Origin of the sequence: Burkholderia sp. IDO3 (assembly GCF_003366075.1) — a bacterium.
GTDB classification, from domain to species: Bacteria; Pseudomonadota; Gammaproteobacteria; order Burkholderiales; family Burkholderiaceae; genus Burkholderia; species Burkholderia anthina.
Window position 1 is genome coordinate 1,320,010 of record NZ_CP028963.1, and the last position, 12,640, is coordinate 1,332,649.

At 67.8% G+C, this 12,640-nt stretch carries 10 protein-coding genes; 7 read left to right on the plus strand and 3 right to left on the minus strand.

Annotated features, from left to right (window positions below; all coding sequences use genetic code 11):
• Positions 1–130 precede the first annotated feature (130 nt).
• Both DCN14_RS20730 and DCN14_RS20735 read left to right on the plus strand, forming a co-directional pair.
• Positions 131–913, plus strand: a complete 783-nt coding sequence (locus tag DCN14_RS20730) for a class II aldolase/adducin family protein (RefSeq protein ID WP_240327410.1) — start codon at positions 131–133, stop codon at positions 911–913.
• Between the two features lie 29 nt (positions 914–942).
• The gene (locus DCN14_RS20735) at positions 943–2,394 is read left to right on the plus strand and encodes an aldehyde dehydrogenase family protein (protein ID WP_096502978.1); all 1,452 of its coding nucleotides are present in this window, start codon (positions 943–945) and stop codon (positions 2,392–2,394) included.
• A 115-nt stretch (positions 2,395–2,509) separates the two neighbouring features.
• Here the strand turns inward: DCN14_RS20735 and DCN14_RS20740 are convergent, their stop codons facing one another.
• Positions 2,510–3,484, minus strand: a complete 975-nt coding sequence (locus DCN14_RS20740; protein ID WP_096502844.1) for an alpha/beta fold hydrolase — start codon at positions 3,482–3,484, stop codon at positions 2,510–2,512.
• A gap of 136 nt (positions 3,485–3,620) precedes the next feature.
• On the opposite strand from DCN14_RS20740, the gene DCN14_RS20745 reads away from it, so the two are divergent.
• Positions 3,621–4,637, plus strand: coding sequence for an AraC family transcriptional regulator (locus DCN14_RS20745; RefSeq protein ID WP_096502842.1), 1,017 nt, complete (start codon positions 3,621–3,623; stop codon positions 4,635–4,637).
• Between the two features lie 168 nt (positions 4,638–4,805).
• The gene (locus DCN14_RS20750; protein ID WP_096502840.1) at positions 4,806–5,435 is read left to right on the plus strand and encodes an NAD(P)H-binding protein; all 630 of its coding nucleotides are present in this window, start codon (positions 4,806–4,808) and stop codon (positions 5,433–5,435) included.
• A 42-nt stretch (positions 5,436–5,477) separates the two neighbouring features.
• Here the strand turns inward: DCN14_RS20750 and DCN14_RS20755 are convergent, their stop codons facing one another.
• Positions 5,478–6,395, minus strand: coding sequence for a LysR family transcriptional regulator (locus DCN14_RS20755; protein WP_096502838.1), 918 nt, complete (start codon positions 6,393–6,395; stop codon positions 5,478–5,480).
• A gap of 128 nt (positions 6,396–6,523) precedes the next feature.
• On the opposite strand from DCN14_RS20755, the gene speB reads away from it, so the two are divergent.
• From speB to DCN14_RS20775, 3 genes are all read left to right on the plus strand, one after another.
• Positions 6,524–7,474 (plus strand): agmatinase, encoded by a 951-nt coding sequence (gene speB / locus DCN14_RS20760; protein ID WP_096502836.1) that lies wholly within the window; start codon positions 6,524–6,526, stop codon positions 7,472–7,474.
• Between the two features lie 528 nt (positions 7,475–8,002).
• A complete protein-coding gene (locus tag DCN14_RS20770; RefSeq protein ID WP_096502834.1) occupies positions 8,003–9,433 on the plus strand; it encodes a cytosine permease in 1,431 nt (476 codons plus the stop codon).
• Between the two features lie 161 nt (positions 9,434–9,594).
• Positions 9,595–10,665 carry a porin gene (locus DCN14_RS20775; RefSeq protein WP_096502832.1) on the plus strand — a complete coding sequence of 357 codons (1,071 nt, stop codon included), beginning with the start codon at positions 9,595–9,597 and terminating at the stop codon, positions 10,663–10,665.
• 319 nt (positions 10,666–10,984) lie between these two features.
• Here the strand turns inward: DCN14_RS20775 and DCN14_RS20780 are convergent, their stop codons facing one another.
• Positions 10,985–12,190, minus strand: a complete 1,206-nt coding sequence (locus tag DCN14_RS20780) for an MFS transporter (protein ID WP_096502830.1) — start codon at positions 12,188–12,190, stop codon at positions 10,985–10,987.
• Positions 12,191–12,640: the final 450 nt, after the last annotated feature.

Sequence of the window (12,640 nt, forward strand, 5' to 3'; positions counted from 1 at the left end):
TTCGGCGATCAATAGCTAATAGACCTATGGTCGGGCCGATTCTAAGCTGGCTGGGTGCCTGACGTCCGCATCGCGATGGGATGCGATGCGGACGCGCGCACCGCCCGTCAACCCGAAAACAGGCCGACCCATGTGCACTCTTCAGCTTCCATCCGGCGCCGCCGCCTATGCGGACGATGCCGGGCGTCTCGCCGATGCGCCGGAAACCGCGCTCGTCGAGGACCTCGTCTGCGCGAACCGCATCCTGTTCGACCAGGGCATCGTCGACGCCTTCGGCCATGTCAGCGTCCGTCACGACAAGGATCCGCGGCGCTTCCTGCTGGCGCGCAACATGGCGCCGGGCACCGTCGGCATGGACGACATCGTCGAATTCACGCTGGACGGCGTGCCGGTCAATGCCGGCGGACGCGCCGTCTATCTGGAGCGCTTCATCCACGGCGAGATCTACAAGGCGCGTCCCGACGTGCAGGCGATCGTGCACAGCCATTCGCCGACCGTGCTGCCGTTCAGCATCACGAAGCGTACGCCGCTGCGGCCCGTGTGCCACATGAGCGGATTCCTCGGCGCGGGGACGCCCGTGTTCGAGATTCGCGATACCGCGGGCGATGCGACGGACCTGCTCGTGCGCGACAACGCGCTCGGCGCGGCGCTCGCGCAGCGGCTCGGCGGCGCGGCGTTCGTGCTGATGCGCGGCCACGGTTCGACGGTGGTCGCGCCGACGCTCAAGCAGGCCGTGTATCGCGCGGTCTACGCGGAAGTCAATGCGCGCATGCAGATCGAGGCGCTGCAACTGGGCGACGTGGTCTATCTCAGCGAGCAGGAAGCCGCGACCGCGTGCGCGAACATCGAAACGCAGGTCGAGCGCCCGTGGGCGCTGTGGAAACGCCGCGTGCAGCGCGGCGACGCGCGCTGACCGGCGATGGAATCATCGAGGAGACGAGTATGAGCGAGCAGTTTATAACCGGCCGTTTGCTGATCGACGGCGAACTGGTCGACAGCGAGACCGGCGAGTGGGCGACGTCGATCAACCCGGCCACCGAGGAAGCGATCGGCCGCGCGCCGGCCGGTTCGCGCAAGGACGTCGCGCGGGCCGTGGACGCCGCGCAGCGCGCGTGGCCGGCCTGGGCCGAGCGCACCGGCGAGGAGCGCGGCGAACTGCTGCGCGGGTTCGGCGAGCGCCTGCTCGAACGCGCGGAGGAGCTGTCGCGCATCGAGGTGCTCGATTCGGGCAACACCTACGCGCCGACGCTCGCGAGCATGCACGAGACGGTGCGCGGCCTGCGCTACTACGCGGGGCTCGTGCACGGGCTGCACGGCGAGACGATCCCGGCCACCGGCCGCCACCTGCACATGACCGTGTACGAACCGTACGGCGTCGTCGGCCGGATCGCGGCGTTCAATCACCCGGCGATGTTTTCCGCGGCGCGCACGGCATCGGCGCTCGTGACCGGCAATACGGTCGTGGTGAAGCCGCCCGAAACGTCGCCGCTGTCCGTGCTTGTGCTCGGCGAAATCGCGCGCGACACGTTGCCGGCCGGCGTGTTCAACATCGTCAACGGCACGGGCGCCGAGGTCGGCGATGCGCTGGTGCGCCATCCGGACGTGAAGCGTCTCGCGCTGATCGGGTCCGTGCCGACCGGGCGCGCGATTCAGCGCAGCGCGGCGGAGGTCGGCGTCAAGCACGTGACGCTCGAGCTCGGCGGCAAGAATCCGATGATCGTGTTTCCGGACGCGGATCCGGACGCGGCCGCCGAAAGTGCGGTGCGCGGAATGAATTTCTCGTGGCAGGGCCAGTCGTGCGGATCGAATTCGCGGCTTCTGGTGCACGACGACATTTACGACGACGTGCTCGCGCGTGTCGTCGAGCGCGTGGCCGCGATCCGCGTCGGCGATCCGATGTCGCCCGACACGGGCATGGGCCCGATCAACTCGCGCAAGAGCTACGAGCACGTGATGAGCTTTCTCGATCCGGCGCAGACGCACGGCGCGCGGCTGATGGCGGGCGGCCGCCGCCCGCCCGGGCGCGCGTTCGAAAAAGGCTTCTGGGTCGAGCCGACCGTCTATGCCGACGTCACGCCGGCGATGCGGCTGTGGCGCGAGGAAGTCTTCGGGCCGATTCTGTCGGTCGCGCGATGGCGCGATGTCGACGACGTGGTCGCGATGGCCAACGACACCGAATACGGGCTGTCGGCCGCGATCTGGACCAACGATATCCGGCAGGCGCTCAACACCGCGCGTCGCATCCGCGCGGGCAGCGTGTTCGTCAACGGCAGCAACACGCACTTTCTCGGCGTGCCGTGGGGCGGCTTCAAGAACAGCGGCGTCGACCGGGAGGAGGGGATCGAGGAAATGGTCAGCTACGTCGAGAAGAAGGTCATCAACGTGATGCTGTGACCGGCGCGATGCGCCGCCGGCCGTACCCGTCATCGACGGCGCCGGCCGGCGGCCGGCGCGAGTTACCCGTCGAAACCGGATCGCGCCGACCGATGCATCGACGCAGGTTTCCCGTTTACGAAAGCGCCCGCGCGCCGGCAGGCCGTGCCGTCACATCCCGATAGAACGCGTCGATCGCATCGACCATCTGCGCGAGCCCCGGCTGTTCGAGCGGATAGTGGCCAGCGTTGTCCAGCATCACGACCTTGACCGGCACGTTGCGGATGCGCGCGAGGAACGGCTCGCTCAGGTGTCGCGGCGTCCAGCGGTCCGCGGCCGGCTGCGTGAGCAGGATCGGGCAGACGCGGAAATCCTCCGGCTCGACCACCGGCCGATACGACATGTACGAATCGAGAAAGGCCATCGTCATCGCGTTGCCGGCCGAAGTCCGGTCCGACAGCCAGACCTTCAGCGCGTCGTCGCGGTTCACGAGCGCGTGCATCTTGCTCGCGAGCGACATCGGAATGCGCATCGCGCGCAGCGGCGTCTTCGCGGTGAAGTGCGTCATCGGGCCGCCGACGCGGCTCATGAACAGGTTGCGCGCGGTTTCGTCGCGCACCTGCTGAAGACGCTGGTCGAGGAACGTCATCCCGACGATGCCGTCGACTTTGCCGTTCAGCGCGGCGACGTGGTAGGTCAGCATGCCGCCCGCGCTCAACCCGTAGAGCACGACCGGACGATCGTCCTTCGCGCGCTCCGCGTCGATCAGGTCGCTGCCGGCGCGCACCCAGTCGTCGTAGCGCACCAGTGCGCCGCGCTCGACTTCGGTCATCCCGTACTCGGGCATGTCGACCGCGATCGTCTCGTAGCCGCGGCGCGCGAGCTGCTCGCCGACGATCATCGACATCTGCCGACCGTTGGTGCCGACGCCATGGAACAGGATCACCTTCACTTTCGCCTGAGGATCGCGATACGTGTCGAGATGCAGGCGATGACCGTGCCAGCGCCACCATTCCTCATGCGGCTGGCGGTCGGCCGCCCACTGGAAGTCGGGCGGCAGGAAGCTTTGCATGGCGCGCCAGACGGGCTGGTCTGCATAGGTCTTGGACATGGCGGCGGACTCCGGTCGATTGGGTTGAAACGGCGGTTTCGATGCATCCCATCATGATCCGGCGGCCGCGCGACGGCCATGCTGGCGCGGGCCAACCGCTTTAGAATCTAGGCCAACACATGTCGCGAGGCGGCCGATGAACGTCTGGAACTTTGCCCGCAGCCCGGCTTCGGTCCTGCTGATGATCGCGTTCGGCCGCGACCGCGGAATCGCGCCGGCGGCCTTGCTGAAAGGCTCGCAACTCACGCTGAAGCAGCTTGCCGATCCGGACTTCACGGTGCTGGCGGCGCAGGAGCTGGCGGTGGCGTCGAACCTGCTCGCGCAGGCCGGCGACGAGCCGGGCGTCGGCCTGAAGGTGGGTCTGTCGTACCAGTTGTCCGCTTACGGACTGCTCGGGTACGGGCTGCTCAGCAGCGCGACCGGGATGGACGCCGTCGCGCTGGCGGGGCGCTATCTGGCGCTGACCTACACGTTCGTCGGGATGACCTACCGCCGAGCCGGGCGGCACGATGGGATCGCGTTCGACGCGGCGCCGGAACTGTCCGCGCCGCTGCAGCGCTTCTTCGTCGAACGCGCGATGGGCGCCACCTGTCGCGTGCTGCGCGACGTGATCGGCGGCGCGTTCGAACTCGCGACGTTCGATCTCGCATACGACGCCGAGCCGGGCGTGCCGCAGGTGCTCGGCACGCGGGTCCGGTCCGGTCGGCCGGCCAACGCGATCACGTTCGCGCATGCGCATCTCGAACGACCGTTGCCGCAGGCGAATGCCGCGACTGCCGCGATGTGCGAGCGGATGTGCGCGGAGCTGATCGCGCGCCGGCGCACCCGCGTCGATCTCGTGTCGTTCCTGAACGAATATCTGGCCACGCGGCCGTTCGACCGGCCGCCGCAACTGAAGGACATCGCGACGCTGCTCAACACGAGCGAGCGCACGCTGAAGCGCCGGCTTCAGGAGGAGGGCGCATGCTTTCGCGACATCTCGAACACCGTGCGCAAGGCGCGCGCGCAGGCGCTGGTTGCCGAAGGGCGGCTGTCGATCAAGGAGATCGCGCAGGCGCTGGGGTTCAGCGACATGTCGTCGTTCTCGCAGGCGTACAAGCGCTGGACGGGCATCGCGCCGAGCGTGTCGCGGCAGGCGGGAACCGGCGCATAGCGGAGGCCGCGGGCCGGTGTTGACCCTCCCGCGCGAACCGTTCATCGTGTCGATATCCCGCCTGAATCATCGGCCGCAAACGGGCGGGGCGACGCGGCAGCGGACTGCCGGGCGCGCGCGGCTGTCGCTCACGGCGAACCTGCGCGAGCTTCATACGGAAAACCTGACATGAAACTGTTGCTCGTCGGCGCGACCGGACTCGTCGGGCGCCACGTCCTCGACATCGCGCTCGCCGATGCGCGCGTGGACCAGGTCGTCGTCGTCGCACGCCGGCCGTTGTCGCCGCATCCAAAGATGCAGGCGCTGGAAGTCGATTTCGACGATCTGCCCGAGGCGGCCGACTGGTGGCAGGCCGACGCGGTGATCTGCACGCTCGGCACCACGATGCGCACCGCGGGTTCGCAGGCTGCGTTCCGGCGTGTCGATCACGACTACCCGCTCGCGGTGGCGCGTCTCGCGCACCGGCACGGCACGCCGGCCTACGTGCTGAATTCCGCGCTCGGCGCGGATCCGGCGTCGCGCATCTTCTACAACCGCGTGAAGGGCGAAGTCGAGCGTGCGCTCGCGGGCGTCGGATTCGCGTCGCTCACCTGCGTGCGGCCCGGCCTGATCGGCGGCAGCCGCGACGAATTCAGGTTCGGCGAACGGTTGTTCGTCCTTGCGTTGAGCATTGCCGGCCCCGTGCTGCCGATGAAATGGCGCGTGAATCCCGCGTCGCGGATCGCCCGCGCGTTGCTCGACGCCGCGCTCGATGCGCGGCCGGGCGTACACGTCGTCGCGTCGGACCGGCTCGTCTGAGTTTCCGCGGCAGGCGGCGCACGGCTGACGTTGCCGCGCCGGCTATCCGCGCGCGAAACCGTCGAGCAACCCGAACTGTTCCGCGAGCGCATCGGCAAACGCGTCCAGTGCTTCGCCGCCGTCGCTGTTCCTCGGCGTCGCGAGCTGGAATTCGACCGTGTGGCTCAGCCTGCTCGCGAGCAGCTTGCGCATCTTGCCGGCCGCGACCCACGGCGCCGCGACATGGTCCGGCAGGAAGCCGATGTGCGCGCCCGACAGGATGAAGATCACGTCGGCATCGACGTTTTCGGAGAACGCGGTCGGCTGCGCGTTGCGCAGCGCCGCACCGGCCGTGTGCGTCTTGTAGAGCCGCGCGACGTTGCTTGCCTGCGCGACATCGTTCATCGACACGGTCTTTTTCGCGGCGAGCGGATGCCGGGCGCCGCAATAGAGCGACTGCGGTTCGACGAACAGCGGCGCGTAGTGCAGGCCGGCCTGGTGCCCGGAGAAGTAGCCGACCGCCAGCTGCAGCTCGCCCTTCAGCAGCTTGCGCTCCAGTTCGTCGGGCGCCACTGCCAGCATCTCGATCAACACGTCCGGCGCATGTTCGCGAAAGCGGCCGACGGCCGTTGCGAGCGATTCGACGATGTCCGGCGCGAGCCGTTCGGACAACCCGATGCGCAGCTCGCCGAGCAACGTGCCCGACACGTGCTGCGTATCGCGCGTGAATACGTCCATCGCGTGCAGCAGGCGCCGCGTCGATTGCAGCACGCGTTCGCCCTTCGGCGTCAGCCGGAAGCCGCGCTTGCCGCGCTCGCACAACCGGAAGCCGACGCGCGTCTCGAGCTTGGCCATCTGCGTGCTGATGGTCGACGGCGCCATCCCGAGCGTGCCTTGCGCCGCGCTGAAGCCGCCGCTCTCGACGATCGTGACGAAGAGCCGCAGCAACTGCACATCCATGTCTCTCAAGCGGGTCAGCATGGCGATACATCGCGTTTTGTGAAGTCGGCTTATGTTAGTTCATATTTTTCGTCGAAAGCGATCGCGGCAGAATCGGCATCGGGTCGCCGCGCGTGCGACCGGCATCTCCACCCGACAGGAATCCGACGATGAGCCAGAACGATCTCGCGTTCACGCGCGACAGCCTTTACGGCACGCAGGCCGAACCCAGCTTCGCGGGGGCGACGAGCTTCATGCGCCGGCGCTTCAGCCGCGATCTCGACGGTGTCGATCTCGCGATCACCGGCGTGCCGTTCGATTCGGCCGCGTCGCACCGGCCCGGCACGCGCTTCGGCCCGCGCGGGCTGCGCATCGCGTCGACCGGCATTGCGTGGGAGCGTCCGTGGCCGTGGGACTTCGATCCGTTCGACGTGCTGGCCGCGGTCGACTATGGCGACTGCGCGTTCGATCTGGGGCAGCCCGAGTCGGTGCCGGGCGCGATCGAGCGGCACGCGGATGCGATCCTGTCGCGCGGCTGCGCGATGCTGACGCTCGGCGGCGATCACTTCATCACGTATCCGCTGCTGAAGGCGCATGCGAAGGTGCACGGCCCGCTGTCGCTGGTGCACTTCGATGCGCATACCGACACGTGGCCCGATCGCGACGTCAAGCGCATCGATCACGGCACGATGTTCTATCACGCGGCGCGCGAAGGATGGGTCGCGCCCGAACGCTCGGCGCAGATCGGCATTCGCACGACCAACGACGAACCGATGGGATTCGACATCCAGGATGCGCGCAGCGTGCATGCGTCGACACCGGCGGCGGTCGCCGCGCGCATTCGCGAGCGCGTCGGCGATCATCCCGTCTACCTGACGTTCGACATCGACTGTCTCGATCCGGCGTTCGCGCCGGGCACCGGTACGCCGGTTTCGGGCGGGCTGTCGAGCCATCAGGCGCTCGAAATCCTGCGCCATCTGAACGGCATCGATCTGGTCGGGATGGATGTGGTCGAAGTGTCGCCGCCATACGATCACGCGGAAATCACGTCGCTGGCCGGCGTGACGATCGCGCTGGAACTGATCTGTCTGCACGCGTCGCGCCGTCGCGATGCGCGATGACGGCAAGCACGCTCATCGACCGACGAACGATCCGATCTGCCGCCGTGCCGTTCCCGGCGATGCAATCCCGACGCCGCGGATCGCGCCGCGCACACGCGATTCGATCGGATAACGCGCGCGCGCTGCACGCGCCGCGCATGCGCACGACTGCTGCATTCCGGTCTCGTCCCGCTACGCCGCATCCGTCGCGCGCTTCAAATCCGGCACCACTGTCCAGTGCCGGACCTTTCATTTTTAAAACGCTCAACTTACGGCTGCCAAGGTCGGATCAGTCCTGATTATTCGGACGATTTCGAAAACTTGCCGATATCGGGTAATCACCGATATCACGCAAGTTGTATATACAAGATCATCCGCTGGCAATGTCGGCACACGTCGTGCCGGTTGCGCGCCAGCGTGCTGACCGTGCGTGCGTGGCGCATGCCGGCGATCCACGGCGCACCGCATGCGAAGAGCCGAAAGGGCGGCTCGGCACGTTCCAGTCTCGTCCAAACCATTTGTGGTCCTCAGTATCTTGGAGATTTACCCGTGTCAACGAATTCCAGTGGAAAAGCCGGCGGCCTGATCGAGGTTCGCTCGATCGATTTCATCCCTGACACCGAACGCCACGGCGGCCTGCTGAGCCAGTTCACGCTGTGGCTGTCGGCGAACATGCAGATCACCGCCATCGTCACGGGCGCACTGGCGGTCGTGCTCGGCGGCGACGTGTTCTGGTCGCTGGTCGCGCTGCTGCTCGGCCAGTTCGTCGGCGGCGCGGTGATGGCGCTGCACGGTGCGCAAGGTCCGCAGCTCGGGCTGCCGCAGATGATCTCGAGCCGCGTGCAGTTCGGCGTGTACGGCGCGATGATCCCGATCGTGCTCGTGTGCCTGATGTACATCGGCTTTTCCGCCAGCGGCTCGGTGCTCGCCGGGCAGGCCGTCGCGCAGTTGCTGCACGTCGACGACGCGGTCGGCATCCTGCTGTTCGCGGCCGTGATCGTCGTGCTGACCGTGTTCGGCTACCGTGCGATCCACTTCGTCGGCCGGATCGCGAGCGTGATCGGCATCGTCGCGTTCGTCTACATGTTCGCGCAGCTGTTCGCGAATCACGACGTCGGCGCGCTGCTCGCGAACAAGCACTTCTCGCTCGCGAGCTTCCTGCTGTCGATGTCGCTGTCCGCGTCGTGGCAGATCGCGTTCGGCCCGTACGTCGCCGACTATTCGCGCTACCTGCCGCGTTCGACGTCGTCGGTCGCCACGTTTTGCGCGGTCGGCCTCGGCTCGGTGATCGGCGCGCAGGCCGCGATGGTGTTCGGCGTGTTCGCGGCCGCGCTCGCCGGCAGCCAGTTCGCGCACCACGAGGTGTCGTATATCGTCGGCCTCGGCTCGACGGGCGCCGTGGCCGCGCTGCTGTACTTCAGCATCGCATTCGGCAAGGTGACGGTGACCGCGCTCAACGCGTACGGCAGCTTCATGTCGATGGCGACGATCGTCAGCGGCTTTCGCGGCAAGGGCGCGGTGTCGTCGCGCAGCCGTCTGGTGTACATCGTCGGGATGATCTGCGTGTCGACGCTGATCGCGCTCGCCGGCCGCCATTCGTTCCTGAAGGAATTCACCGCGTTCATCCTGTTCCTGCTCGCGTTCTTCACGCCGTGGAGCGCGATCAACCTCGTCGACTACTACTGCTTCACGCGCTCGCGCTACGACGTGCCGGCGCTGTCCGATCCGGACGGCCGCTACGGCCGCTGGAACGTGATGGCGATCACGATCTACGTGGTCGGCGTCCTGGTGCAACTGCCGTTCATGTCGACGCACATCTATACGGGCCCGCTCGTCGATGCGCTCGGCGGCACCGACATCTCGTGGATTCTCGGCCTCATCGTGCCGGCCGTGCTGTATTACATCGGCGCGCGCGCATCGCGTCGCAGCATCCCCGAGCGCCTGATCCTGCCGCTCGAACGCGGCGAAATCCAGCACTGACGCATCGCGTCGCCCGCCGGGCCGGCGTGCAGCCGGCCCGAGCGGCCCTTCGCCCGGTTTTGCGCGACGGGCCGCACCGTACTCCCACTTGATTTTCCGCGATGCCGGCACGGCAAGACCACCGTGCCCGGCGTCGTGCCATTCTCCTTCCATTGAATAGTATGACTAAGAAAATGAACGCACGAGGAACTCGTTCCCGCGCGCGGCCGGTGCATGCCGGCCTTCGCATCGCGGTTGCGGCGGCATGCGTCGCCGGTTCGGGCGTTGCCTGCGCGCAGGATGGCGTCACGCTGTACGGCGTGATCGACGAATTCGCGCAGTACGTGAACACCGGCAACGGCTATACGGCAGCGATCGGCTCCGGCGGCCAGTGGGGCAGCCGGTTCGGCGTGAAGGGCGGCGAGGACATCGGCGGCGGGCAGAAGATCGAGTTCGCGCTCGAGAACGGCTTCAACCCGAACGACGGTTCGCTCGCGAGCTCGGGCAGCATGTTCAACCGGCAGGCGTGGGTCGGCATCGCGGGGCAGTGGGGCAAGGTGCGCGCGGGCCGCCAGAATTCGCCGCTGTTCAACGACCAGGGCGGGCAGGATGCATTCGGCGGCGTCACGCAGGCGTCCGGCATGGACAACCTGACCGTGTTCTCGTTCCGCACGAGCAATACGCTGTCGTACCAGAGCCCCGAGATCGCCGGGTTCCAGGCCGGGCTGTACTTCGGTTTCGGCGACGCGGGCGGCGTGCGCTCCGCGGGCTCCAGCCAGCAGTTCGACGTGACCTACGAGCACGGACCGTTCGCGGCGTTCGTCGCGGGGCAGTGGCTGAAGAACACGACGGCGACCACGACCGATCGCACGATCATGGCCGGTGCCTCGTACGAGATCGGCAAGGCGACCGTGTACGGCGGCTTCTCGGCGGTGAAGTGGGACGACCTCGGGATCGATTCGCGCGTGTACGGGTTGTCGGTCAAGTATCAGCTCAATCCGGCGAACTACGTCGCGCTCGGCTATGCATACCTGCACGACCAGACGTCGCAGGGCGACCATGCGGACCAGTTCGGGCTGATGTACGAATACGACCTGTCGAAGCGCACGAGCTTTTATGGCGCGCTGTCGTACCTTCGCAACCGGAACCAGGCAGGGTACACGCTCGCCGGCGCGGCGAATCCGGGGCTGCCGCTTGCCTATCCGGGCGCGAATGCGCGTGGTGTGCAGCTCGGCATCGTGCATCGGTTCTGACCGGTGCCGCATCGGGCGCCGGGCGTTGCAGGCCGGCGCTTGCTGCTTCCGCGTTCGTGCGTTCACGCGGTGACATCGCCCCGTCGAGCGCGCGTGCCCGGCCGCGTTCGTCCGGCAGTCGCGATGCGATTCGAACGGGCGGCCGTATCTGCGACGGGAGACGAAAGGCCGATCGACAGGGCGAGCGACAACGTCGTGAAAACGATGGCGCGTTTCAAGGACGAAAAAATGGCCGCATGATGCGGCCATCCGCGGCCATCGAAATGCATGCGTCGAGTCCGGTTTGCCCGCGCGATTCGCGGGACCGGCCAGATCGCGTTCAGGAATTCGCGGCGGCCGGCGCGCGGCGGCGCTGAGCGACCTGCAGGGCGACGACCGCGAGCCCTGCCGCGGCGATCAGCCCGCCGACGACCGGCACCGCCGCGTAGCTGAAGCCGGCCGAGATTGCCGCGCCGCCGGCTGCCGCGCCGAGCGCGTTGCCGAGGTTGAACGCGCCGATGTTCACGGCCGATGCAAGGCCCGGTGCTTCGTGTGCGGCACGCATCACGCGCATCTGCAGCGGCGGGACCACAGCGAACGTCGCGACACCCCAGACCAGCAGCGTGATCGCGGCGCCGGCATGCGTGCCGGCGAGCAGCGGGAACGCGGCCATCGTCGCGATCAGCAGCAGCAGGAAACCGGCCAGCGTGCCGTCGAGCGAGCGGTCGGCCAGGCGGCCGCCGGCGATATTGCCGATCGAGAAGCCGACGCCGATCAGCACGAGCATCGCGGTCACGAAACCGGGCGTGGCGCCCGTCAGGTGTTCGAGCGTCGGGGCGACGTACGTATACAGCGTGAACATCGCGCCGGCGCCGAGCACCGTGGTGGCGAGCGCGCCGAGCACGACGGGGCGCGTCAGCACCGACAGCTCGGCACGCAGGTTGGGCATCCTGCCGGCTTCGCCCTTCGGCAGCGCGGCGAACAGGCCGGCGATCGCGACGAGGCCGAGGCCCGCGGTTGCCGCGAACGACATGCGCCAGCCGATGATCTGGCCGAGCCACGTCGCGGCCGGCACGCCGCCGACGTTCGCGATCGTGAGGCCCATGAACATCGTCGCGACGGCGCTGGCCTGCTTCTCGCGCGGCACGAGGCTTGCCGCGACCACCGAGCCGAGCCCGAAGAACGCGCCGTGGTTCAGGCTCGTGACGAGCCGGGCGAGCAGCAGCGTCGTGTAGTCCGGCGCGACGGCCGACAGCAGGTTGCCGATCGTGAAGATCGACATCAGCGCGATCAGCGCCGAGCGGCGCGACCAGCGCGCGAGCAGCAGCGTCATCAGCGGCGCGCCGACCATCACGCCGATCGCATATGCGCTGATCAGCATGCCGGCCTTCGGAATCGACACGTGCACGCCGTCGGCGATCACGGGCAGCAGGCCCATCGGCGAGAACTCGGTCGTGCCGATGCCGAACGCACCGGCGGCGAGCGCCAGCAGCGGCAGCGCGGCGTTGCCGCCCGGGCGGGAAGGAGAAGAAGTCGTGGTGTTCACGCGAAGTGCTCCTGTAAGCGTTGGGCAACGGCATCGGGCCGTTGTGGACAGGCTGAAGTGTGCCTGCATTACTTTTGTGGAAAAAGCCGCATGCGGACGAAATTATCTTGATTTCATGTCAACAATGCAGGCTCGGTCGGCGTGCGCACCCGGCCCGCAGGGCGGGGCTTCCGGCGATTTGCACGCGATCGACGACTGGGCGCGCGAGTGAATCCGTGCCGTTCGAATGGAGTCCGTCGCCGGAGCAACGAGGCTGCCGGGTGTAGCGGAACGCCCGGGTTCGACGTGCACGGCCGGGTGTGCGGCTGCGTTCCGAAGCGACGCGGACGGCGCTCGGCGGCCGCGACGAAGCGATCGGCCGACATGCGCGCACGACCGTCATTTCGCGACGCGGGCGTGCGGCATCGTCGTCGCGAACCTGTCGCCGGCGCGGCTCGAAAGCAAAAAAAC

What these genes read in the sequence shown, in the direction of transcription:
- DCN14_RS20745 (WP_096502842.1), top strand. Translation starts at nt 3,621, where the DNA reads ATGAACGTCTGGAACTTTGCCCGCAGCCCGGCTTCGGTCCTGCTGATG.
- speB (WP_096502836.1), top strand. Translation starts at nt 6,524, where the DNA reads ATGAGCCAGAACGATCTCGCGTTCACGCGCGACAGCCTTTACGGCACG.
- DCN14_RS20750 (WP_096502840.1), top strand. Translation starts at nt 4,806, where the DNA reads ATGAAACTGTTGCTCGTCGGCGCGACCGGACTCGTCGGGCGCCACGTC.
- DCN14_RS20775 (WP_096502832.1), top strand. Translation starts at nt 9,595, where the DNA reads ATGACTAAGAAAATGAACGCACGAGGAACTCGTTCCCGCGCGCGGCCG.
- DCN14_RS20735 (WP_096502978.1), top strand. Translation starts at nt 943, where the DNA reads ATGAGCGAGCAGTTTATAACCGGCCGTTTGCTGATCGACGGCGAACTG.
- DCN14_RS20730 (WP_240327410.1), top strand. Translation starts at nt 131, where the DNA reads ATGTGCACTCTTCAGCTTCCATCCGGCGCCGCCGCCTATGCGGACGAT.
- DCN14_RS20740 (WP_096502844.1), bottom strand. Translation starts at nt 3,484, where the DNA reads ATGTCCAAGACCTATGCAGACCAGCCCGTCTGGCGCGCCATGCAAAGC.
- DCN14_RS20755 (WP_096502838.1), bottom strand. Translation starts at nt 6,395, where the DNA reads ATGCTGACCCGCTTGAGAGACATGGATGTGCAGTTGCTGCGGCTCTTC.